This is a genomic window from Micromonospora sp. RB23, from assembly GCF_053585025.1.
Genome location: NZ_CM132111.1, coordinates 2,435,675 through 2,458,446, shown reverse-complemented (window position 1 = coordinate 2,458,446; position 22,772 = coordinate 2,435,675). Strand labels below are relative to the sequence as shown.

Sequence of the window (22,772 nt, the reverse complement as noted above, 5' to 3'; positions counted from 1 at the left end):
CGCCGCTCACCCGTCACCATCGGCACCGGTAACCGGTTCAGATGACGGAGAGCGGCAGGCGTTTCTCCGTAGCCGAGGGAGAGCCGCGGTGACGACCGACGTAGTGATCGTAGGCACCGGCGGGATGGGTCGAGAGGTATATGGGGTAATTCGGCTTTTGAATACTTTTGCGGTAGCTACGGCACCCTGGCGGGTGCTGGGCTTCGTCGACGACTACCCCACCGAGAGCAATGTGGAGTCGGTACACCGCCTCGGCGTCGCCTTCCTCGGTCCGACCCGTTGGCTGGCCGCCCAACCGGCCACCACCCACGTGGTGCTCGGCGTCGGGCACCCCCGCCTACGCCGCGAGACGGACCAGACCATCTCCCGGTACGGCCTGCCGGCGGCCACGGTGGTGCATCCGGCCGCGGAGATCGGCCCCGACTGCGTCCACCAGCAGGGGCTGTTCGCCGCCGGTGGCGCCCGGGTCACCACGAACGTGCTGTTGGGGCGGCACGTGCACCTCAACCAGAACTGCACGGTCGGGCACGACACCGTGCTCGGCGACTACGTCTCGGTCAATCCGCTCGCCGCGGTTTCCGGGTACTGCCGGCTGGAGGACGGCGTACTGGTGGGCACCACCGCCGCGATCCTGCCGAAGCTGACCGTGGGCCGGGACGCCACCGTCGGCGCCGGCGCCTGCGTGACCCGCGACGTACCGCCGGGCGTCGTCGTGACGGGTGTGCCGGCCCGACCGGTGCAGCGATCAGCGGCGGATGCCCGCCCAGTCGTGATGGCGGCGCACGGTCGAAAGGATGAAGTCGACGACCCGGCGTGACGTGTCGGGGACCTGGTAGTCGAGCGGGCAGGCGACCGAGCCCTCGGCCACCTGCGCCACCACCACCCGGATGGCCTCGACGACCCCGTCCGGCTCCAGGCCGGTCATCACGATCGCCCCGCTGTCCAGCGCCTCCGGCCGTTCGATGGACTCGCGCAGGGTCACCGCCGGGAATCCGAGAATCGCGGCCTCCTCGCTGACAGTACCGCTGTCCGAGAGGGTGCATCGGGCGTTGCGTTGCAGGGTCACGTAGTCGAAGAAGCCGAACGGCTCGTGGAACGCCACACCGTCGAGGTGCAGACCGTCGCCGGCGAGCGCCTCCAGCCGTTTGCGGGTACGCGGATGTGTCGAGACCAGCAGCGGCAGCCGCCACTCGTCGCGGACCGCCCGCAGGCACTCCAGCAGTCGACGGAGCCGGTCCGGGTGGTCGACGTTCTCCTGCCGGTGCGCGCTGACGACGAAGTAGCCGCCCGGTTCGAGTTCGAGTTGGGCCAGCACGGTGGACCCCTCGATCTGCCGCCGGTAGTGGTCGAGCACCTCACGCATGGGTGAGCCGGTGTGCAGGATGCGACGCGGGTGCAGCCCTTCGGCGAGCAGGTTGCGTCGGGCGTGCTCCGAGTAGACCAGGTTGAAGTCGGCGATGTGGTCGACCATGCACCGGTTGGTCTCCTCCGGCACGTTCAGGTCGAAGCAGCGGTTGCCGGCCTCCATGTGGTACACCGGCACGTTCATCCGCCGGGCCATCAACGCGGAGATCGCACTGTTGGTGTCGCCGAGCACCAGCAGGGCGTCCGGGCGCAGCTCGGTGATCGCTCTCTCCGTACCGACCAGGACGGCACCCAGGAGGCTGCCGAGGGACCGGGTGTCGGCCCGCAGGAAGAGATCCGGCGCGCGGACCCCCAACTCGCTGAAGAAGACGTCGGAGAGGGAGGGATCCCAGTTCTGGCCGGTATGCACCAGGGTGTGGTCCACGGTCCGGTCGAGCGCGTCGATCACCCGGGCCAGCCGGATGATCTCCGGCCTGGTACCGACGACGGTCATCACGCGGGTCACTTCACGCCTCCTGGTGGCAGTTGGACGGATTCGGCCCGCTGGGCGGGCAGTGGACAGGGCTCCCGATGCGCCGGGTCGTGGATCACCCGCCGGGCCTGGTCGAGAACGCTTATCGGCGCCCTGTCCGCCCGCCACCGGCGATAGGCGGCGCCCGCCTCGATCCGGGCCGCGTGCCGCTGCTCCGGGGTGGCGGTCGCCACCCGCGTGACGAGGGCCCCCAGCGCGGCCGCGGTCAGCTCGGTCAGGACCAGTCCGCCGCCGTCGCGCAGCACGTCCGTCCACGGTGTCCGGTCGGAGCAGACCACCGGGCAACATGCGGAGAGGCTTTCGGCGATGGCGTTGCCGTAGTTCTCCCCGCGGGTCGGCATGACGAAGGCGTCGTAGCGGGAGAAGGTCGGGCGGACCTGCTCGGGCGGCAGCTCGCCCCGGTAGCTGACGACGACCGAGTCGGGCAGCTCGGCCAGGCGCTCCCGGCACCGTCGCCAGTAAGCCGGGTCCTCCACCGGGCCGTAGATGTCCAGCCGCACCGGCACCGGCACGAAGGCGAGCGCGGCAAGCACCAGGTCGAGGTTCTTCATGGGCGAGATCCGCCCGATGAAGACCAGCCGCGCGTGGTGGGACGAGAGCATCTCGACCGGCTCCGTCTGCGGCTCGGGGCCTCGACTGACCGCGACGACACCGATCCGCGCCCGGGGCAGCACCCGCTGGATGTCGTTGGCCTCGACCGGCGTGGTGGCGTGCCACAGCACCCGACGGTCGAGAAGCATCCACCGCCAGCCGGCCAGGAAGATCCGCTTACGGAGTCGGTGCACCCGGAGCGCGGCCGCGCCGAACTCACCTCGGGGGGCGACCAGGATGCGGCCCACCCGCAGCAGCCCGAGCCGGGCTGCGGCCATGGGCAGGATGGAGAAGGTCGACCAGACGCTGTTGACGTACAGCAGGTCGAAGCGGTGGGCGCGCAGGGACCGCCAGAGCGACCGCCAGTGCTCCGGCCGACGCACACCGAGATAGAAGACGTTCGTCCGGCCGACCCGGGCCCACCGCCCGGAGAGCCCCGGATAGGGGTCGCGGCATCCGAGGTCGCGGTCGCGGGTCAGCATCGACGTCTCGATGTCGTCGCTGGCCAGAGCGAGCACTTCGCCAATGGACCGGACAGGCCCTCCGGCCCGCCAACCGGGAGCGAAATAGCCGGCGGTGACAAGGACGTGGAATTTGTTTGCGTTGGTCGGCGCCAAGCGTTCCCGGGCGTCCGCCGCGGGGGTGGGGTCGCCGGCCATCCGCACTCCTCGCTCGTGCCACAGGATCGATTCACCCAACGATCGAACGCTCGATACGTGACTGATCCTTCTCTCAATTGAGCTGGGCGGTTGGTCGGGAAGAATAAATTCCGCCAGTTACATGAAACCGGAGAGACGCCGACGCCGAGAGCGATATAAGGAACCGCGGGGGAAATTGGCCCAGCAGGAGAGGGAGTTCATGTCACGAACGGCGCTCATATCCGGCATCACCGGGCAGGACGGCAGTTACCTGTCGGAGTTCCTGCTCAACAAGGGATACACGGTGCACGGCATCAAACGGCGATCGTCCTCTTTCAACACCGAGCGGATCGACCACGTGGACGTTCATCCGCGCAGCGGCGAAGCCCGCCTCTTCCTCCACTACAGCGACCTCTCCGACCCGGCCTCGCTCACGGCGCTGATCCGGGACATCCGCCCCCACGAGATCTACAACCTGGGCGCCCAGAGCCACGTCCGGGTGTCCTTCGACATCCCCACGTACACGGCGGACGTCACCGGCCTCGGGGCGCTGCGCCTGATGGAGGCTGCCCGCTCGGCCGACGTCGGCTGCCGTTTCTACCAGGCGTCCTCGTCGGAGATGTTCGGCTCGACCCCACCCCCGCAACGCGAGGAGACCCCGTTCCACCCGCGCAGCCCGTACGCCTGCGCCAAGGTGTACGCCTACTGGTCGGCGGTGAACTACCGCGAGTCCTGGAACATGTTCTGCGCCAACGGCATCCTGTTCAACCACGAGAGCCCACGCCGGGGTGAGAACTTCGTGACCCGCAAGATCACCCGTGCGGTGGCCAGGATCGAGGCCGGTATCCAGGACAAGCTCTACCTGGGCAACCTGGACGCCGTTCGGGACTGGGGCTACGCACCGGAGTACGTCGAGGCGATGTGGCTCGCGCTCCAGCGGGACACCCCGGACGACTACGTGGTCGCCACCGGTGAGGGCCACACGGTGCGCGAATTCGTGGAGGCCGCGTTCGACCGGGTCGGGTTGGACTGGCAGCGGTACGTGGATTTGGACCCCGCCTACTTCCGCCCGGCGGAGGTCGATGCCCTCGTCGGCGACTACTCGAAGGCCCGACGCACCCTGGGATGGGCCCCGAAGACACTCTTCAGCGACCTGGTCCGGATCATGGTCGACGCCGACCGGCAGCTGCTCGAGGACGAGCGGATGGGGCGACTGATCCGGGTGGACCGGTGAGGGTCGCGGTCGACGCCGCACCCATCCGTCCCGGTCACGCCGCAGGGCTGGAAGCCTTCACCTACGGCCTGTTGACCGGCATGGCCGCCGACGACTCCTGCGAGCTGCGGGTGAACGTCCTGCGGGGCACGCTGGACCAGTGGCGGGAACAGGTGCCCGCCGCGGGCATCGGCTGGACCGAGGTTACCCAGCCGCTGCGCTCCGACAACCCCACCGGCCAACTGCTGCGCAGGTGGACACCGACGGTGGTGCGCAACTCCCGCACGGTCCGCACGGCGGTCAACGCGGTCCGGCAACGGTCCGTCGTACGGCACGCCGACACCGACGTCACCCTGTACCCGTTCCACTCCGCCCCGATGGGATCGGGCCCGTCGGTCGTCGTCCTGCACGACACACGCCACCTGCGGACCGAGTTCCACGCCCCCGGCTTCGCGGCGGTCGTCCGGGAGAACGTGGCCCGCGCGGCGGCGATCGTGGTCACCTGGCCCCATCCGTACCGGGAAACCCTGCGTCTCTTCCCGGAGGCCGCGGAGCGGACCGTGCTCATCCCGACCCCGGCGTTCCAGCCGGCGCCGGAACGCGCACACACGCAGCCCGAACCGGGGCTGCTGGTCTACCCGTCGTCCACCGCGGAGCACAAGAACCACGCCACGCTGCTGGAGGCGATGGCGCTGCTGCCCGACTGCCACCTGATCTGCCCGGGGCCGCTGGTCGAGCCCGAGGCGAGCCGGCTGCTCGCCCGCGCCGCCCAGGCCGACCTGCGCGGCCGGGTCTCCTTCCCCGGCTTCGTCAGCCTCGACGAGCTGAACGCCATCTACGCCAGGGCGGACGCGGTGGTCGTACCCTCGCTCTGGGAGGCGGCCAGCGGCGCGATGCTGGAGGCGTTCACCTGGGGTCTCCCGGTCGCCTGCGCCGACGTCGAGCCGCTGCGCGACCAGTTGGAGTTCAACCGCGCCGAGGCGGCGGTCTTCCGGGCGCGGGATCCGCGGTCCCTGGCCGACGCGGTCCGGCACCTCCTCGACGACCGGGAGCGCTATGCCGCGGCCTCCCGGCGGGCGAACGACCGACTGGCCAGTCGCACGTGGGCGGCCACCGGCCGCGACTACCTGGACGTCCTCGACTGGGCGGCCCGGGGTGGATCGGGCCCGGTGCCACGCTCCCCCTTCGTCACGGCGGCGAACGACGCCGTGCCGAGCGGAGGTGACGGGCCATGAGCATCGGGGACGACACCTATCCGGTGGCCCGACCGAGCCTCTCCACGTTGGAGGAGCGGTACGTCGTGGACGCGCTGCGGAGCGGGTGGATCTCCTCGCAGGGTCCGTACCTGCGTGACTTCGAGGAACGGTTCGCCAGTCGCTGCGCCGCCGGCACCGCGCTGACGACCAGCAACGGCACGGTCGCGTTGCACCTGGTCCTGGCGGCGGCAGGCATCGGGCGGGGGGACGAGGTGGTCGTCCCCGCGCTGACGTACGTGGCGACGGCCAACGCCGTCGCGTACTGCGGTGCGCGTGCCGTCTGTGTGGACGTCCTGCCGGGAAGCTGGTGCGTCGACCCGGCGGCGGTACGCGCCGCGATCGGCCCGCGTACCCGGGCGGTCGTCGCCGTCGACCTGTACGGACATCCGGCCGACTACACCGCCCTGCGGCAACTCTGTGACCAGCACGGTCTGCTCCTGGTCGCCGATGCGGCGGAGTCGTTCGGCGCCACCCTCGACGGGCGGCCCACCGGCTCACTCGCCGACGTCACGACCTTCTCGTTCTTCGGCAACAAGGTGCTCACGTCCGGCGAGGGCGGCTGCGTGACCACCTCCGACGCGGCCCTCGCCGAGCGGATGCGTCTCCTCCGTAACCAGGGCATGGATCCGCAACGTCGGTACTACTTCCCGGTGCTCGGCTACAACTACCGGATGACGAACCTGTGCGCCGCGGTGCTCTGCGCCCAACTGGAGCGCGCGGACGAGATCATCGCTCTGCGGGACCGGGTCATCGCCGGTTACGAGGAGCAGTTGGCCGACGAGCCGATGCTGTCGGCGCAGCCGGTGGCCACCGGAGTCCGTCGCGCGCCCTGGATGGCGGCCTTCCTCGTCGGGGACGAGGGGGACGCCACGTCCCGGGATGCGCTGGCCCGTGCGCTCACCCGGCTCGGCGTGGAGACCCGCCCGTTCTTCGTGCCGATCCCTGACCTGCCGGCGCATCACGATCCGGGCGCGGACTGTCCGGTGACCGAGGACCTGAGTCGGCGCGGCATCAATCTGCCCACGTACGCCGATCTGAGTGAGCCGGCGGTCAAGGCCGTGGTGGAGCGCGTCCGCGCCGCCCTGGCGACCATCGCCTGACCCGCCGCCGGACCCGCGCCGACCGGTTCGGCGCGGGTCCGGCGGTCAGACCGGTCAGACCGGTTGGACCGGTTGGACCGCCGGTGGACGGTCGGTCGTGCGGTCGGCCAGCAGCAGAAGGTAGCTGCCGCCCCAGGCGACCGCGCTGGCCAGGGCCAACAGGACCAGCGCGCCGGCCGCACCGGGCGCGCCGAACAGAACCGCCCCGGCGACGACCGCCGGCACGCGCAGCCCGCCGAGCAGGATGCCGAGGACGATCGCCCGCCGGCTCGCCCGCTCGATCCGCAGCCCGGCGAAGCCGATCGTGGCCGGCACGGCGAGCAGGCTCTCCAGCGCGAGCAACACCAGCAGGCTCCGGGCGACGCTCCAATTGGAGCCGAGCAGCTCCTTGCCGACCGCGTCCGGCAGCAGGGCGACCGCGACTGTCAACGGCCCGATGGCGGCGGCCACCAGCAGTGCCAGCCGGACAGCCGCCCGGGTCCGCACCGTGCGGGACTCGGCGCGGGTGCGGGCCAACTGCGGCAGGACCAGCGTGGCCGCCGTCGACAGCACCAGGTTGACCGGCCCCAGCAGCGTGCGCCCGGCGCTCAACGCACCGACCACCGCCGTGCCGGCGACGAGCGCCACCGCGGTCAGCGCCAGCTGCGCGGACCCGTTGGTCAGCAGGAACTGCGTACCGAACCCCACCGCGACGCGGGTCTCGGCTCGGCCGACGCGCCAGCCGGGCACCAGCGCGTACCGGCGCCGGGCCGCGACGACCAGGCCGATCAGCGCGCCGCCGAGGCCCCACAGGGCGAAGACGTATGGCGGGTCGATCATCCGGAACAGGCCGGCCAGCACGGCACACCCGGTGAGCGCGGCCCACGTGCTCTCCTGGGCCATCGCCGCCGAGGGAGCGCCGATGCCGACGGCGACCGCCTTGGTGTAGTCGTAGAGGACCAGGCCGGGCAGGGCGAGGCCCGCGAACAGCAGGTAGGGCGAGCCGTACGCCACGCCGGCCGCGCAGACGAGGGTGCCACCGACGAGGCCGAGCAGGATCGCCCGCCCGGAGGCCGACGCGACCCCGACGCCGGTGGCCAGCACGGTGTCGGTCACGGTGCTCCGTACCAGCCCGGAGCCGACGATGTAGAACGAGAACGCCAGGGCGAACTGACCCAGCCCTCCGACCGACTCCAGTCGGGTCACGGTGATCGCCAACAGCAGGTTGCCGCCGCTGGAGAGCCCGCCGACGACGAGCGCGAGCAGCGCCCGACGTCCGGTCCGTGGACCCTCTCGGGCGTCGGTGCGGCCGACCGCGTGCCGGCCCACCCGTACGGTCACCGGCGCGCGCCCGGTATCGCGGGTGTTCGACCGGGCTCCGGGCGCTTGCGGGACCCGTGCAGGGATCGGCGGCTGAGCGCCAGGAGGACGAAGACCGGGATCGCCGCCACCACGTGTTGCAGGAAGCTGATCGTGGAGTCCGGGTAGGTGTTGGACCAGAGCAGCGGGTCGAAGAGCACCAGGCAGAAGAGGCTCAGCCGGATCGGGCCGGGTGCGCCCCGCCAGCGCAGCAGCACCGCCGCCACCGCGGCCCAGAAGGCGTGCACGGCGACCACGCCGGCCGGACCGTCGAAGAACCAGATGTTGCCCAGCAGCAGGAAGGTGTAGGCGGACGTCGGGCCACCGCCGATGTACTGGTTGATCCGCTGCCCGGTGGAGATCGCCGGACGGTCCGGATCGAGCACCCGGGGCACCAGCCCGTACCGCAGGTAGTCGGTGGCCCCGGGCTGGCCCAGGTCGACAGGGACGTCGAAGCCCGCCACCGCACTGAGCTGGCTGTCCACCCGCAGCCGGTCCGTCGCGGTGACCTTGGTGTCCACCGCGACGCCGTGTTCCGCCCGGATGCTGTTGCGCTGCTCGTACACCGCCGGCCACGCGAGGAAGAGCACCACCGCGCAGAGCACCAGGTGACGCAGCCGGAAAATGCCGCAGAGCGCCCCGGTGGCCGCCATGAAGAACACCAGCGCGACAAGCGGAGCAGTGACAGCCGTCAGTGCTGCGACGTAGATTTCCGCGCCGATGAGGACGGCCAACCAGCAGTACAGCTTCGTCCGCGACAGCCGACCGCTCAGATGGCTGGCCACCAGTAACGCGAAGCCCAGAGCCGTCCACCCGGAGAAGAGCGTGCTCACCAGGGCGAGCGGTCCGTCGGACAGATCGCCGGAGATCTGGTTGACGATGGTGCCCCGACCGAGGTGCGCCGCGAGCACGTTCGCGGCGACGCTGGTGAGCGTGACCACGACGGCGATCGGATACAGCCACGGATAGCGGGCGTGGGCACGCCGGAAGCCGTCGCGCCAGCGCGGGTCGGGACGGCCGAACAGGCGGGCCATCGTTTCCACGGCGACGCTGCCCAGCAACGCGAGCCCGACCAGCGAGACGATGAAACCGGTCTCCGGATTCCGGTAGAAGACCGCCATCGGCAGGATCAGCAGCGCGTACGGGGCGAGCACGACGACGGTCACCGGATAGCAGCGGAGCAACCGACCAACGAGGTCCCGGTGGGCGCCCGACGCCCCGGCCCCGGTTGGCTGATCCATCCGCGCCTCGGTCGCACCGGTCGCCCCGCCGGGGGAGAGGGCAGCCCCGGGCCAGGTCATTGCGCGCGGGCCCCCTTCGGGATACGGATGGTCGCTCCTGACCCAACGAGCCAACCGACCGGGCGAAACGCCCTTGCGGACGCGGCCTCGCGCGTAGGCCCGTCGGACTTCCCGACCAAAAATCAGACAACCGGTCATAGAAACGTGAAAACAGGATTCCGCGCCGCATATTCCGCTAAGCAGGTAGCGGACGTCTGTGGCCCCCTGACCTGCCCTGGGTCATCTTCGGCCACGGACAGGACAGGGAGTCGTAGATGCCGCCGGATATACAACGGGTTCAGCCAACGGCGTCAACAGCCACCGGCCGCGCCAGGGTGAGCCGCCGTCGGACCGCCATCTTCCTCGCCGCCGACGCCCTCGGCTGGGTCGGCGGGTTCACGGTCGCGGGCTGGGCGAGGTACGAGATGGCCCTCACCGTCGACCAAGCGGTCAATGCGGTACTGCTCGGTGGCGGTGCCGCCGTGCTGCATGTCGGGGTCAGCGCACTGCGTCGTATTCGTTCCGGTCGTCAGCCTCTCGGCACCGTCGAGGAAGTCCGTGGACTCGCCGGCACCACCGCCACCACGGCCGCGATCGTCCTCGTCGCCCTCCTCGCGATGGGCGAACGCCCAGTGCCGGCCAGCACCCCCGTGATCGGTGCCGCACTGGCGCTGCTGCTGATGCTCAGCTGCCGTCTCCTGCACCGCCACCGGCGCGACCGCGCGATGCGACCCGATGCCCGCTCGGCCACCCCGGTGCTCCTCTTCGGTTTCGGCGAGGCCGGGCAGGGGCTGGTACGCGCGATGCTCAGCGACCCGAAGGGCCGCTACCTTCCCGTCGGCGCGCTCGACGACGACCCGGGCAAACACGACCTGCGCATCGCAGGTGTCCCGGTGCTGGGTGGCCGGCAGCACCTCGTTGACGTGATCGACCGCACCGGCGCCACCACCGTCATCTTCGCCGTGGCCAACGCCGACGCCATGCTGATCCGGGAGGTACGGGAGGCGACCCTGCGCACGGGAGCGGCGTTCAAGGTGCTGCCGCCGGTCCGGGAGTTGGTGGATCACCGGATCACCGTCAGCGACGTACGGGACGTCCAGATCAGTGACCTGCTCGGCCGACGCCAGGTGGTCGGCGACCTGGCGCTGGACGACAACGGGCTCACCGGTCGACGTGTTCTGGTCACCGGTGCCGGGGGTTCGATCGGATCGGAACTGTGCCGGCAGATCATGCGCGCCAACCCCGGTGAGCTGATGATGCTGGACCGGGACGAGTCGGCCCTGCACAGCCTCCAGATGTCGCTCACCGGGCGCGCGCTGCTGGACGGCCCCGAACTCATTCTCGCCGACCTACGGGACGACGAAGGTGTACGCCGCATCATGCGTGAGCGCCGCCCCGAGATCGTCTTCCACGCGGCCGCGCTGAAGCATCTGCCCCTGCTGGAACGCCACCCGGGCGAGGCGGTCAAGACCAACGTCTGGGGGACGCTCACCGTCCTGGACGCCTGCCGGGATGTCACCCGCTTCGTCAACATCTCCACCGACAAGGCCGCCGACCCGATAAGCGTGCTCGGCTACTCGAAGCGCATCACCGAGATGCTGACCGCGCACGCCGCAGCCACCTACCCGGGCACCTTCCTGAGCGTCCGGTTCGGCAACGTCCTGAGCAGCCGGGGATCCGTGGTGACCGCCTTCCAGCGGCAGATCGAGGCGAGACAGCCCCTGACCGTCACCGACCCGCACGTGACCCGGTACCTGATGACGGTGCAGGAGGCGGTACACCTGGTCCTCCAGGCGGCGGCCATCGGGCGCGACGGGGAGGCCCTGGTCCTCGACATGGGCGAACCGGTACGGATCGACGATCTCGCCCGGCGCATGGTGGAGCAGGCGGCAAGCCCGGTCCCGATCGTCTACACCGGGCTACGACCCGGGGAGAAGCTGCACGAGGACCTGTTCGGCCAGGGGGAGGCGGACCGCCGGCCGCTGCACCCGCTGATCTCGCACGTGACGGTACCGGTCCTGGACCCCTTCGAGGTGCGTGGACTGGACCCGTTCGACGAGCCCGACAAGGTCACCGCCCAGCTCGCCCGGCTCTGCGGCATCCTGCCCGGTCCGCTCGCCGACCGGCGCACCGGGATTCCGCTGGCACGCTGACGCCGTCACAACCGGGGCCGGCGCACTCTCCGCGTCGGCCCCGGCGCAGGCTGACGGAGCCTCCCCACCTGACCCGCCACCTGTCACCGCTGGCTCCGACATCGACACGGACAGCAACGACCCGCCCATCGACCGATTGACATCGATCACGCCGCACCGAAAGCTCGCGCCTACAGGTCCTTCACCCAAGGAGGCGCGATGAGACCGAGACGACTGGCGATCGCCAGCGTGGTCACCTTGCTCGGCGCACTGGCACTAACCCCGCCGGCAAGCGCGAAGCCACCGTCCGACCCGGGCGCCCGCGACGGCCTGGAGGTCTACGTCGGCACGGTCGACGCGAAACAGCGGGACCAGCTACGCGCGGCGGGGGTCGACCTGGGCCACGACGCGAAGACCGACTCGACCGGCAAGACGACCGTCGAGACGGTGCTCAGTCGCCGGCAGGCGAAGCGGCTGACCGACCAGGGCGTCCCGTTGTCGGTGAAGAAGGTGCGCGGCAAGGACGCGTCACAGGCGCTGCGGGAGCAGGCGGCGGCGGGCTGGACGGCGTTCCGGCCCTATGGGGAGCCGGGCGGTCTGCGCGACGAGTTGAACGCCACAGCGGCCCGTTATCCCAAGCTGACCAAGGTGGAGACGATCGGCCGCACCCAAAAGGGCCAGCCGATCGTCGCCGTGAAGGTCACCAGGAACGCGCGGACCGTCGCGGACGGGAAACGGCCCGCCGTGCTCTACGCCGGTGCGCAGCACGCCCGTGAGTGGATCACGCCGGAGATGACCCGTCGACTGATGCACCATGTTCTCGACAGCTACGGCACCGACCGGGAGATCACCAGACTCCTGGACACGACCGAGCTGTGGTTCCTGCCGGTGGCCAACCCGGACGGCTACGACTTCACCTTCACCCCCGGCAACCGCCTGTGGCGGAAGAACCTGCGGGACAACAACGGCGACGGGCAGATCACCTCCGGCGACGGCGTGGACCTCAACCGCAACTTCAGCTACAAGTGGAGGTACGACAACGAGGGCTCGTCACCGGAGCCGAACAGCGAGACGTACCGGGGCCCGGGCCCCAACTCGGAGCCGGAGACCAAGGCCCTGGACCAGCTCTTCAAGCGGGTCGGGTTCGAGTTCTTCGTCAACTACCACTCCGCGGCCGAGCTGCTGCTCTACGGCATCGGCTGGCAGGTGAGCACCCCCAGCCCGGACGACGAGATCTACAAGGCGATGGTCGGGGACGACGCGCACCCGGCGGTGCCCGGTTACGACCCGGACATCTCCGCCGAGCTGTACACCACCAACGGTGACACCGACAGCCACGCCACCGTCCGGTACGGGACGCTGGGCTTCACCCCCGAGATGTCCACGTGTGAGGCCGCCTCGGCCGTCGACCCCGACGACGAGTGGCGCCCGGAGGACTGCGTCAGTGGCTTCATCTTCCCCGACGACGAGACGTTGATCGCTGGTGAGGTGAGCAAGAACCTGCCCTTCGCGCTTGCCGTCGCCAAGTCGGCGGCGGACCCGGACGAGCCGGTGTCGGTGGTCGGCCGGAGCACCCCGGACTTCGTGGTGGACGCCTTCGACACCTCGTACGGGCGCACCCAGCAGGTCGCCGCCGTCACCAGGCGGGCGCTGAAGAACGTGAAGATGCACTACACGGTCAACGGCGGGCGACCGAAGACCGTCGCGGTCCGCGAGTGGCGCGGCGGCGAGCGGTACGGCGACACTCACGACGACTACTACGCGGAGCTACGCGGGTCGGTCGGCGGCACGAAGCCGGGCGACCGGGTGGAGGTCTGGTTCACCGGCAACAAACCGCGTGTGGGAGTCGTCGCCAGCCAACACTTCACCTACCAGGTGCACCGCGACATCGGCGGCGACGTGCTGGTCCTCGCGATGGAGGACGTCACCGGCCTCAGCCCGGCACAGACCGGCACCTCCGCGAAGTACGCCGACGAGATCGCGGCGTCGTTGCGCGCCGCCGGGCGCAGCAGCGACGTGTACGACTTCGACGCGATGGGACGCAAGGCGCCACACCCGCTGGGTGTGCTGTCGCACTACAAGGCGGTGGTGTGGGAGACCGGCGACGACGTGATCATGCGCTCGCCCGGCCAGGTTGCCGGCACCGCGGCCAAGGCGGCGCTGGACACCGAACTGGCCGTCCGGGACTACCTGAACGAGGGTGGCAAGCTCCTGGTCAGCGGCCAGTACGCGCTGTTCGCCCAGGGCGCCAATGGTTCGTACGTCTACCACCCGGACGCGCCGCCGGAGTGCACCAACGCCGACGACCTCACCTGCCTGCCGCTGCTGAACGACTTCCAGCAGTACTGGTTGGGGGCGCACACGTACGTCAGCGACGGCGGTACCGCGCCGGAGGGAGAGCCGTTCCCGGTCGCCGGCCGCGACGGCGCGTTCGCCGGCTTCAACGGGCAGCTCAACGCGGCCGGTTCGGCGGCGAACCAGGGGCACACCGCGTCGTTCCTGACCACGTCGAGTTTCCTGCCGCCGGACGAGTTCCCGCAGTTCGCCAGCTCCGCGCCGGTGGGCTGGACCCGACCGGGTGGCGCGCCGTTCGACCCGCGTACGGGTGAGTGGTACCTGTACAGCGGGCAGGCCGACGAGTCGTACAAGCGGCTCACCCGCACGGTGGACCTCGGCGGGGCGACCAGCGGAGAGCTGCGCTTCTTCACCTCGTACGAGATCGAGCAGAACTGGGACTTCCTCTTCGTCGAGGCGCACGAGGTGGGCAGCGACAACTGGACGACACTGCCGGACGTCAACGGCAAGACCGGCACGGTCACCGGGGACAGCTGCGCCTCGGGTTGGGGCGAGTTGCACCCGTTCCTCGCCCACTACCAGGGCGCGGGCTGCTCCCCCACCGGGAGCACCGGAAGCTGGAACGCGGCGACCGGGACATCGAGCGGGTGGAAGGAGTTCGTGGTCGACCTGACCGCGTACGCCGGCAAGCAGGTCGAGGTGTCGATCACGTACGCCTCGGACTGGGGCACCCAGGGCCTGGGCGTCTTCCTGGACGACGCCCGGGTGGTTGTCGACTCCGCGACCGTGGCGGAGACCTCGTTCGAGTCGGCCGACCTGGGCGGCTGGACGGTGGCCGGCCCGCCGGCCGGGTCCGGTGGCAACGCCACCGACTGGTCGCGCAGCCAGCAGGCGTTCGAGGAGGGCTCGGTGGTGGTCACCGGGGACACGGTGTACCTGGGCTTCGGGTTGGAGGGCCTCGCCCCAGCGGCCCGCGATGACCTGGTCGCCCGCTCGTTGACCCACCTCACCGGTCGACCCCGCCACTGACGGCGGCGAGGTGCGCCGGCGGTCCACGGGCCGCCGGCGCACCTTCGGCGTACGCCGGGTGCGCCCCGCACCGATGTGATGAGCTGGACGGGTGTCGGGGCTGGGACTTGTGCTGCACCCCACTCGGGATGTCACCGAGGTGGTCGAAATCATCGAACGGTGGGCCACCCGCCACCACAAGACCCTGTTCGTGCGCGAGGAGGACCGGCACCGCGTCCCGTCCGGCGTCGAACCGTTGCCGGAGGGCGAGGTCGCCGTCCGCGCCGACGCGTTGATCAGCATCGGCGGTGACGGCACCATGCTGGGTGCGCTGCGCTCCGCCGTCCGCGACCCGAAGCCGGTGCTCGGCGTACACCTGGGTCGTCTGGGGTTTCTGGTCGAGATCGAACCGCCTGGGTTGCCCGACGCGCTGAGCCGGCTGCTGTCCAAGGACTTCACCGTCGAGTCGCACGCGTGTCTCGCCTGCGACGTGTGCGGTGACGACGTCGTGGCATTCAACGACATCGCGTTGGTCCGCCAGCCGGGCAGGGGTTTCGTCAGCGTCACGCTAGCCATCGACGGCCAGCAGTACGGCTACTACCGCAGCGACGCCGTGGTGGTCAGCACCCCGATCGGCTCGACGGCGTACAGCTACGCGGCCGGCGGTCCGCTGATCTCCCCGGCGGCGGACTCGGTGGTGATCACGCCGGCGGCGCCGATGGCCGGCATCTCCCGTGCCGTGGTGCTCTCCCCGGACGAGAAGATCCGGTTGGAGCTACAGCCCAACTCGTCGCCGGTCGTCGTGGAGATGGACGGTCTGGTGTTCCGCGACGCGGCGACGGAGGGGGCGGTGGACATCTCGTACCGCCGCGACGCCGGCCTGGTGGTCCGCTTCGACCCGCTGCGCTACCAGGAGCGCAACCAGTTGAAGATGACCCTGCTCGACCTGCCGTTCCTCCCCGAGCAACTCCGCGAACTACTCCCCGAAGAACTCCGCCGTCGCAGCCAGGAACTCCCCCCACCCGCCGACCCCCCACCCTGCTGAATCCCCGTCGCACCGGCCCTGCGGTGCGCACCGGCCCTGCTGCTGTGATCAAGAGGTTTGCGTCACGACACGCCGGGCGGCATGACGCAAACCTCTTGATCAACCCGGCCGGAGGGGGTCAGGCCTGGGTCAGGGCCTGGTCCACCAGGGTTTTGGCTTCTTCCTGGATCTTCTTCAGGTGGTCGGGGCCCTGGAAGGACTCGGCGTAGATCTTGTAGACGTCCTCCGTGCCGGAGGGCCTGGCGGCGAACCAGCCGGACTCCGTGCTCACCTTGAGGCCACCGATCGGGGCGTTGTTGCCGGGCGCGGTGGTCAGGGTCGCGGTGATCGGCTCGCCGGCCAACTCGGTGGCGGTCACCTGATCCGGGGAGAGCTTGGCGAGCACCGCCTTCTGCTCACGGGTCGCCGGGGCGTCGACGCGGGCGTACGCGGGGGCGCCGAAGCGCTCGGCCAGCTCCGCCCAGTGCTCGCTCGGGCTACGCCCGGTGGTGGCCAGGATCTCGGAAGCCAGCAGGCACAGCAGGATGCCGTCCTTGTCGGTGGTCCACGTCGAGCCGTCGCGGCGCAGGAACGACGCCCCGGCGCTCTCCTCGCCGCCGAAGCCGACCGCCCCGTCCAGCAGACCGGGCACGAACCACTTGAACCCGACCGGCACCTCCAGCAGCGGCCGACCCAGGTCGGCCGCCACCCGATCGATCATGGACGAGGAGACCAGGGTCTTGCCGACGGCGGCGTCCGGCCCCCAGTCGGCACGCGTACGGAACAGGTGCCCGATCGCCACCGCCAGGAAGTGGTTGGGGTTCATGAGCCCGCCGTCGGGCGTGACGATGCCGTGCCGGTCGGCGTCCGCGTCGTTGCCCGTGGAGATCTGGTAGTCGGCCCGGGCGGCGATCAGCGACGCCATCGCATTCGGCGAAGAGCAGTCCATCCGGATCTTGCCGTCCCCGTCCAGGGTCATGAACCGCCAGGTCGGGTCCACCGTCGGGTTGACCACGGTCAGGTCGAGCCGGTGCCGCTCGGCGATCTCACCCCAGTACGCCACGCTCGCCCCGCCCAGCGGGTCCGCGCCGATCCGGATTCCGGCCTCGCGGATGGCGTCGATGTCGATCGCCGCCGGCAGGTCGTCGACGTAGTGGGCGAGGAAGTCGTACTCCCCGGTGGTGTCGGCGGCCCGGGCCCGCGCGTAGGTGATCCGGCGGACCTCCTTGAGCCCGGCGGCGAGGATCGCGTTGGCCCGGTCCTGGATCCACCGGGTGACGTCGGTGTCGGCCGGCCCGCCGTTGGTCGGGTTGTACTTGAAACCGCCGTCGTCCGGCGGGTTGTGTGACGGGGTGATGACGATGCCGTCGGCGAGCCCGCTGGTGCGCCCCCGGTTGTGGGTGAGGATCGCGTGCGACAACGCCGGCGTGGGGGTGTAGCCGTCGCGGCTGTCCACCAGCACGGTGACGCCGTTGGCGGCGAGGACCTCCAGCGCGTCCACGGCGGCCGGCGCGGAGAGCGCGTGAGTGTCCCGGGCGAGGAACAGCGGGCCGTCGAGGCCCTGCTCCCGCCGGTAGTCGCAGAGCGCCTGGGTGACCGCGAGGATGTGGTCGGAGTTGAACGCGTTGCGCAGGCTGGAGCCCCGGTGACCGGAGGTGCCGAAGGAGACCTGCTGCGCCGGGTCCGCGGGGTCCGGATGCTCGGCGTAGTAGGCGGTCACCAGGCGCGGCACGTCGACGAGGTCGGCGGGCTCGGCGGGCTGGCCGGCACGGGGATGGGTCACTGCGGGATCCTCCTCGAAGAGTGCGGGTCGGTCACGGCTCGACCTTCTGGCCCTTGCCGATGACCACGATGCCGTTGTCGGAGACGGTGTAACGCTGACGGTCCTTCTCCAGGTCGACGCCGATCTCGACGCCCTCGGGGACGAACACGTTCTTGTCCAGGATCGCCCGTCGGACCACCGCGTGCCGGCCGATCTCGACGCCCTCCATCAGCACCGAGCCCTCCACGTGCGCCCAGGAGTGCACCCGCACCTTCGGCGACACGATCGAGTTCTCCACCAGCGAGCCGGAGATCACCACGCCGGGCGAGACCATCGAGCCGACCGCCCGGCCGACCCGCTCACCCCACTGGTGGACGAACTTCGCCGGCGGCCACGGCGGCTGCTCCGTGTAGATCGGCCAGTCGAAGTTGTAGAGGTTGAACACGGGGTGCACGTTGATCAGATCCATGTGCGCGTCGTAGAACGAGTCGAGCGTCCCCACGTCCCGCCAGTAGCCCCGGTCCCGGTCGGTGCTGCCCGGCACCTCGTTGTCACGGAAGTCGTAGACGTTCGCCTCGCCCCGCTCGACGAGCATCGGGATGATGCTGCCGCCCATGTCGTGCTTGCTGCTCTTGTCGGCCGCGTCGCGCTCGACCGCCTCGCACAGGGCCCGCGTCGTGAAGACGTAGTTGCCCATCGAGGCGTAGATCTCGTCCGGCGCGTCCGGCAGGCCGACCGCGTCGGTGGGCTTCTCGCGGAACGCGCGGATCTTCCGACCATCCTCGCCGACCTCGATGACGCCGAACTGGTCGGCCATCGACAGCGGCTGCCGGATGCCGGCCACGGTGACCGCGGCGCCGGAGGCGATGTGGTCCTCCACCATCTGCCGCGGGTCCATCCGGTAGATGTGGTCGGCGCCGAAGACGATCACGTAGTCGGGCTGCTCGTCGTTGATGAGGTTGAAGCTCTGGTAGATGGCGTCGGCCGAGCCGGCGAACCACCACGGGCCGCGGCGCTGCTGCGCCGGCACCGGGGTGACGTAGTTGCCGAGCAGCGTGGACATCCGCCAGGTCTTGGTGATGTGTCGGTCGAGGGAGTGGGACTTGTACTGGGTCAACACGACGATCTTGAGATAGCCGGCGTTGGCCAGGTTGGAGAGGACGAAGTCGACCATGCGGTACATCCCGCCGAACGGGACGGCCGGCTTGGCCCGGTCCGTGGTGAGTGGCATCAGGCGCTTGCCCTCCCCACCCGCCAGGACGATCGCGAGCACCTTGGCAGCCATGCCCCGACGCTATCCATCCGCGTCGGACTTCACCACTCGTACGGGGAGTCTTCTGCACTAGGGTGCGGGGTCATGACGGAACCCACCCCGCTGCGCGTCGACCTGCTCACCCGTGAGTACCCGCCGGAGGTCTACGGCGGCGCGGGCGTGCACGTCGAGTACCTGGCCCGGGAGCTGCGTCGCCTCGCCGACGTCCGCGTGCACTGCTTCGGCCTCCCCCGCGCCGAGCCGGGCGTCACGGCGTACGCCGATCCGCCCGGCCTGACCGGCGCGAACGCCGCGCTGCGGACGATGGGTGTGGACCTGGAGATGGCCGCCGGCACCGCCGGCACCGACGTGGTGCACAGCCACACGTGGTACGCGAACCTGGCCGGGCACACCGCGAAGCTGCTGCACGGGGTGCCGCACGTGGTGACCGCGCACAGCCTGGAGCCGTTGCGGCCGTGGAAGGCCGAGCAGCTCGGCGGCGGATACGCGCTCTCGTCCTGGATCGAGCGCACGGCGTACGAGTCGGCCGACGCGATCATCGCGGTCAGTGGTGGGATGCGCAGCGACGTGCTCACCGCGTACCCGCAGATCGACCCGTCGAAGGTCCGGGTGGTCTACAACGGCATCGACACCGTGCAGTACGCCCCGGACTCCGGCACCGACGTGCTCGACCGGCTCGGCATCGACCCGGCGCTGCCCAGCGTGGTCTATGTGGGAAGGATCACCCGGCAGAAGGGACTGCCGTACCTGCTGCGGGCCGCCCGCGAGCTGCCGGCGGACACCCAGCTCGTGCTGCTGGCCGGCGCGCCGGACACGGCGGAGATCGCCGCCGAGGTCGAGGAGCTGGTCGCCGAGCTGCGGGCCAACCGCTCCGGGGTGGTCTGGGTGGCCGAGATGCTGCCCAAGCCCGAGGTGATCCAGGTGCTCACCCACGCCACCGTCTTCGTCTGCCCCTCGGTGTACGAGCCGATGGGCATCGTCAACCTGGAGGCGATGGCCTGCGAGACGGCGGTGGTGGCGACCGCCACCGGCGGCATCCCGGAGGTGGTGGCCGACGGCGACACCGGGCTGCTGGTGCCGATCGAGCAGGCCACCGACGGGTCGGGGACGCCACTGAAGCCGGAGGCGTTCGTGGCCGACCTGGCGGCGGCGATCAACGCGCTGCTCGCCGATCCGGCGCGTACGGAGCGGTTCGGCCTGGCCGGCCGGCGGCGCGCGGTGGAGCACTTCTCCTGGGACGCCATCGCGCGGCAGACCCTGGACGTCTACCACTCCGTCGGCGCGCGCTGACGTCATGCGGTACGACGAACTCGAAGCCGCGATCCTCCAGCTGGTCGTCGCGGCGGGTGAGGACGACCTGCGCGCCTTCGGTCTCGACACGGTCACCCGGCTGACCCGGGAGGAACTGCTCGGCACCGCCGTCGACGACGAGATGACCGAGGACGCGTGGGCGGCGCTCGCCAGCGCCCGCGAGAACGTCCGGACGGCCGACGCGACGGAGTTGCGCGCGTTGCTGGTACGGATCGACGAGGGCATCCTCGCCGACGGCGATCTGGATCAGGGCCTCCTGACGGCCTTCACCGCGCTGGAGCACTGGACCACCTATCTGGAGGAGAACCAGCGCGGGGAGATCTACGAGCTGGCCATCCGCTCCGTCGAGGAGGTCGACTTCCAGGTCTCGGCCGACCTCGACGACGTCCTCGCCACCCCGGAGATGACCGCCGAGTACGCCCGGATCGAACGCCTGCTCACCGCCGACCTCAGACCGCCGTCCCGGGAGGGGACTTGAGCAACGACGTCGCCCGCCGCAGGCCGAACAGTTAGCTCGAACCGCTCTGAAGACGCCGACCGAGCGTCAGCCAGGACGGTCGCCGCGCCGGCGGTCCCGGCAGAAGTCCCGGAAGGTTCGTGGCGCGCGACCTGTCACCTCCGCGACGGTCGACGTCGTCCGGTCCTCCGCGCCTGCCGCGATGGCCGTGTCCAGGCTCGCGAGGAAGCGGGCGAAGTCCGGCGGTATGCCGTTCGCGGTGTGGCGGGCGGCCAGTTCCACCGGGTCGACCGGACGGTGCTTGACCGGCTGGCCACCGACCTCGCTGAGAACGACGGCGATCTCGTCGTAGCTCAGCGCCTCCGGTCCGGTGATGATGTGGTCGGTGTTGTGCGGCGTCGGGTCCGTGAGAGCCCGCACCGCCACTTCGGCGATGTCGGCAGGATCGACGAAGCCGACCCGGGCGGCGCCGGTGGCGCTGACGATCTCGCCCTGCTCGCGAGCGTTGACGGCGTGCGGCTGCTCACCGACGAAGTTCTCCATGAACCAGGACGGCCGCAGTACCGCCCATTCCGGGAACAGCTCACCCAGCCGCGCGTGCACCAGACCCAGCCCGTGCTCGGCGGGCCCGATGGCCGAGGAACTGAGCAGAACCACCCGGCGGACACCGGCGCTGCGCGCCCGGTCAAGGAAGGTCAGCATGATCGGTGCCGGGTCGACTTCGCCGACCGGTGGGATGGCGTAGATCGCGCGCACGCCGTCCAGCGCGTCCGGGTGAGTGGTCGGGTCGTACCAGTCGAAGCGGAATCCTCCCGGGGAGGGGCGTCGGCTGGCGATCCGGGTGGGGTGACCGCGCTCGGCGAGCGTGGCGGCGACGATGCGGCCGGTGGTTCCGGTGCCACCGATGACCAGGATCATGAGCGCACCAGGCCGCCACCGAGCAGTTCCTGGGCGGCGATCGGATCCCAGTAGTCGCGATAGCGCACGAGCCGCCCGTCCCGGATGGTCAGGACGGCGATGTAGCTCACCTCGTACGGTCGGCCCGTCGCGACGACGAGACCGGAGGCGGTGAACTCGACGACGATGACCTCTGGATCGCTGGTCTCGTGCACGGTCCGGTCGCGGATCTCGCGGACGTCGAGCAGGTCGGGGTAGTTGATCAGGTATTCGTGCAGCTCGGCGCGACCGGCTACGCGGCGTGGCTGGCCGGGCGGTGCGAACGGGAGTTCCAGCACCGCGTCCTCGGCGAACAACGCGATGAACCCGGCCATGTCCTTGGCGAGCAACAGCTCCATGGCGCGATCGAACACCGCGGTGGGGTTGTTCGGCATGATCGTCCTTTCGTCGTCCGGCACGGTCGCGATACGATACGGACCGCCGGTCCGCTTCAACTATACGGACCGCTAGTCCGTTTGGCGAGAGGGGTGTCCGGTGCGGGCCGATGCGCAGCGCAACAGGGAGTCGGTGCTCGCCGCCGCCGGGCGTCTCTTCGACGCCGCAGCCGACCCCGATCAGGTGTCGATGGACGACATCGCCACCGCGGCGGGCGTCGGCAAGGGCACCCTGTTCCGGCGCTTCGGCGACCGCATCGGGCTCATCCGCGCCCTTTACGAGCAACGGGGACTGCGGTTGCGGGACGCGCTCGCGGTGTCACCCACCCGGCCGGCCGCGGAGCAGGCCGTCGAACTACTGCGGGCCATGCTGCGCTTCAAGCTCGACAACCGGGTGCTCACGCTGGCGCTGGAGAGCGCCGGAGGCGGCAGCCCGTACCGCAACGAGGCGTACGACCACTGGCACGCCCTGCTCGCCGGCCTCGTCACGGAGGCGCGCGGCCCGCAGGCGGCGGACTACCTCGCCCACGCACTGCTCGCCGCCGTCCGCAGCGACCTGGTCGAGCACCTGCGCGACTGGCCCGAAGCTCGCTGGCACGAGGGACTGAGCGCACTTGTCGGCTCCGTACTCGGCAACGACGGCGAGACCACGTGACGCCGCACAGCGCTTCGTTCTCATGATCGTTGGCTGCTGGGCGGTAGGACACGCCGAGCGCGGTGCTGCTGAAGCGCCAACGATCATCCGCCGCCCGGATGCACCTCGGCCCGCGCTCCAGAGCCGCCCACCGGCCCGTTCGCGTGACGCCCTGCAGCCTTGATCCACTCGTCTTGCAGGAAACCGCGGCATCGAACGGGCACTGATACCG

The 22,772-nt window shown here is 70.5% G+C and carries 18 protein-coding genes; 10 read left to right on the top strand and 8 right to left on the bottom strand.

The window, feature by feature from the left end:
• The first annotated feature begins 88 nt into the window (after positions 1–88).
• Entirely contained in the window at positions 89–817 is a 729-nt protein-coding gene (locus ACTFTM_RS11250) for a NeuD/PglB/VioB family sugar acetyltransferase (RefSeq protein ID WP_449565737.1), read from the top strand.
• On the opposite strand, the gene wecB is transcribed toward ACTFTM_RS11250, so the two are convergent.
• Both wecB and ACTFTM_RS11240 read right to left on the bottom strand, forming a co-directional pair.
• Positions 746–1,870 carry a non-hydrolyzing UDP-N-acetylglucosamine 2-epimerase gene (gene wecB / locus ACTFTM_RS11245; protein WP_449565736.1) on the bottom strand — a complete coding sequence of 375 codons (1,125 nt, stop codon included), beginning with the start codon at positions 1,868–1,870 and terminating at the stop codon, positions 746–748. The two genes, ACTFTM_RS11250 and wecB, sit on opposite strands and share 72 nt — an antisense overlap.
• Positions 1,867–3,006, bottom strand: coding sequence for a glycosyltransferase family 4 protein (locus ACTFTM_RS11240; protein WP_449565735.1), 1,140 nt, complete (start codon positions 3,004–3,006; stop codon positions 1,867–1,869). The genes wecB and ACTFTM_RS11240 overlap by 4 nt, the downstream gene beginning before the upstream one ends.
• A gap of 340 nt (positions 3,007–3,346) precedes the next feature.
• Here ACTFTM_RS11240 and gmd point away from each other — a divergent pair, with 340 nt between their 5' ends.
• The 3 genes from gmd to ACTFTM_RS11225 are packed head-to-tail and all read left to right on the top strand — an operon-like array spanning position 3,347 to position 6,695.
• Positions 3,347–4,360 carry a GDP-mannose 4,6-dehydratase gene (gmd, locus tag ACTFTM_RS11235; RefSeq protein WP_449565734.1) on the top strand — a complete coding sequence of 338 codons (1,014 nt, stop codon included), beginning with the start codon at positions 3,347–3,349 and terminating at the stop codon, positions 4,358–4,360.
• Positions 4,357–5,574: a glycosyltransferase gene (locus ACTFTM_RS11230; protein WP_449565733.1), complete on the top strand. Its 1,218-nt coding sequence runs from the start codon at positions 4,357–4,359 to the stop codon at positions 5,572–5,574. Before gmd ends, ACTFTM_RS11230 begins: the two co-directional genes overlap by 4 nt.
• A complete protein-coding gene (locus ACTFTM_RS11225; RefSeq protein WP_449565732.1) occupies positions 5,571–6,695 on the top strand; it encodes a DegT/DnrJ/EryC1/StrS family aminotransferase in 1,125 nt (374 codons plus the stop codon). Before ACTFTM_RS11230 ends, ACTFTM_RS11225 begins: the two co-directional genes overlap by 4 nt.
• A gap of 54 nt (positions 6,696–6,749) precedes the next feature.
• Here the strand turns inward: ACTFTM_RS11225 and ACTFTM_RS11220 are convergent, their stop codons facing one another.
• Together ACTFTM_RS11220 and ACTFTM_RS11215 are read right to left on the bottom strand one after the other, a co-directional pair.
• A complete protein-coding gene (locus ACTFTM_RS11220; protein ID WP_449565731.1) occupies positions 6,750–8,015 on the bottom strand; it encodes a hypothetical protein in 1,266 nt (421 codons plus the stop codon).
• Positions 8,012–9,274, bottom strand: coding sequence for a hypothetical protein (locus tag ACTFTM_RS11215; RefSeq protein WP_449565730.1), 1,263 nt, complete (start codon positions 9,272–9,274; stop codon positions 8,012–8,014). Before ACTFTM_RS11215 ends, ACTFTM_RS11220 begins: the two co-directional genes overlap by 4 nt.
• A 314-nt stretch (positions 9,275–9,588) precedes the next feature.
• Between ACTFTM_RS11215 and ACTFTM_RS11210 the strand changes: the two genes are divergently transcribed.
• The 3 genes from ACTFTM_RS11210 (at position 9,589) to ACTFTM_RS11200 (ending at position 15,793) form a co-directional block, all read left to right on the top strand.
• Complete coding sequence (locus ACTFTM_RS11210) at positions 9,589–11,466, top strand: polysaccharide biosynthesis protein (protein WP_449565729.1); 1,878 nt, start codon at positions 9,589–9,591, stop codon at positions 11,464–11,466.
• A 198-nt stretch (positions 11,467–11,664) separates the two neighbouring features.
• A complete protein-coding gene (locus ACTFTM_RS11205; RefSeq protein ID WP_449565728.1) occupies positions 11,665–14,769 on the top strand; it encodes a M14 family zinc carboxypeptidase in 3,105 nt (1,034 codons plus the stop codon).
• Between the two features lie 100 nt (positions 14,770–14,869).
• Positions 14,870–15,793: an NAD(+)/NADH kinase gene (locus ACTFTM_RS11200; protein ID WP_449566607.1), complete on the top strand. Its 924-nt coding sequence runs from the start codon at positions 14,870–14,872 to the stop codon at positions 15,791–15,793.
• A gap of 118 nt (positions 15,794–15,911) precedes the next feature.
• On the opposite strand, the gene pgm is transcribed toward ACTFTM_RS11200, so the two are convergent.
• Together pgm and glgC are read right to left on the bottom strand one after the other, a co-directional pair.
• On the bottom strand, positions 15,912–17,555 hold the full coding sequence (gene pgm / locus ACTFTM_RS11195; RefSeq protein WP_449565727.1) for a phosphoglucomutase (alpha-D-glucose-1,6-bisphosphate-dependent): 1,644 nt from the start codon (positions 17,553–17,555) through the stop codon (positions 15,912–15,914).
• A gap of 31 nt (positions 17,556–17,586) precedes the next feature.
• Positions 17,587–18,819, bottom strand: a complete 1,233-nt coding sequence (gene glgC, locus ACTFTM_RS11190) for a glucose-1-phosphate adenylyltransferase (RefSeq protein ID WP_278138510.1) — start codon at positions 18,817–18,819, stop codon at positions 17,587–17,589.
• 72 nt (positions 18,820–18,891) lie between these two features.
• On the opposite strand from glgC, the gene glgA reads away from it, so the two are divergent.
• Both glgA and ACTFTM_RS11180 read left to right on the top strand, forming a co-directional pair.
• Entirely contained in the window at positions 18,892–20,097 is a 1,206-nt protein-coding gene (glgA, locus tag ACTFTM_RS11185) for a glycogen synthase (RefSeq protein ID WP_449565726.1), read from the top strand.
• A 4-nt stretch (positions 20,098–20,101) separates the two neighbouring features.
• Positions 20,102–20,596, top strand: coding sequence for a hypothetical protein (locus tag ACTFTM_RS11180; RefSeq protein ID WP_449565725.1), 495 nt, complete (start codon positions 20,102–20,104; stop codon positions 20,594–20,596).
• A gap of 66 nt (positions 20,597–20,662) precedes the next feature.
• On the opposite strand, the gene ACTFTM_RS11175 is transcribed toward ACTFTM_RS11180, so the two are convergent.
• Both ACTFTM_RS11175 and ACTFTM_RS11170 read right to left on the bottom strand, forming a co-directional pair.
• Positions 20,663–21,493, bottom strand: coding sequence for an ergot alkaloid biosynthesis protein (locus ACTFTM_RS11175; RefSeq protein ID WP_449565724.1), 831 nt, complete (start codon positions 21,491–21,493; stop codon positions 20,663–20,665).
• Positions 21,490–21,966 (bottom strand): nuclear transport factor 2 family protein, encoded by a 477-nt coding sequence (locus tag ACTFTM_RS11170; RefSeq protein ID WP_449565723.1) that lies wholly within the window; start codon positions 21,964–21,966, stop codon positions 21,490–21,492. Before ACTFTM_RS11170 ends, ACTFTM_RS11175 begins: the two co-directional genes overlap by 4 nt.
• 40 nt (positions 21,967–22,006) lie before the next feature.
• Between ACTFTM_RS11170 and ACTFTM_RS11165 the strand changes: the two genes are divergently transcribed.
• Positions 22,007–22,561 (top strand): TetR/AcrR family transcriptional regulator, encoded by a 555-nt coding sequence (locus tag ACTFTM_RS11165; protein ID WP_449565722.1) that lies wholly within the window; start codon positions 22,007–22,009, stop codon positions 22,559–22,561.
• The last annotated feature ends 211 nt before the right edge of the window (positions 22,562–22,772 follow it).

What these genes read in the sequence shown, in the direction of transcription:
- gmd (WP_449565734.1), top strand. Translation starts at nt 3,347, where the DNA reads ATGTCACGAACGGCGCTCATATCCGGCATCACCGGGCAGGACGGCAGT.
- ACTFTM_RS11225 (WP_449565732.1), top strand. Translation starts at nt 5,571, where the DNA reads ATGAGCATCGGGGACGACACCTATCCGGTGGCCCGACCGAGCCTCTCC.
- ACTFTM_RS11215 (WP_449565730.1), bottom strand. Translation starts at nt 9,274, where the DNA reads ATGGATCAGCCAACCGGGGCCGGGGCGTCGGGCGCCCACCGGGACCTC.
- ACTFTM_RS11210 (WP_449565729.1), top strand. Translation starts at nt 9,589, where the DNA reads ATGCCGCCGGATATACAACGGGTTCAGCCAACGGCGTCAACAGCCACC.
- ACTFTM_RS11205 (WP_449565728.1), top strand. Translation starts at nt 11,665, where the DNA reads ATGAGACCGAGACGACTGGCGATCGCCAGCGTGGTCACCTTGCTCGGC.
- glgC (WP_278138510.1), bottom strand. Translation starts at nt 18,819, where the DNA reads ATGGCTGCCAAGGTGCTCGCGATCGTCCTGGCGGGTGGGGAGGGCAAG.
- glgA (WP_449565726.1), top strand. Translation starts at nt 18,892, where the DNA reads ATGACGGAACCCACCCCGCTGCGCGTCGACCTGCTCACCCGTGAGTAC.
- ACTFTM_RS11180 (WP_449565725.1), top strand. Translation starts at nt 20,102, where the DNA reads ATGCGGTACGACGAACTCGAAGCCGCGATCCTCCAGCTGGTCGTCGCG.
- ACTFTM_RS11175 (WP_449565724.1), bottom strand. Translation starts at nt 21,493, where the DNA reads ATGATCCTGGTCATCGGTGGCACCGGAACCACCGGCCGCATCGTCGCC.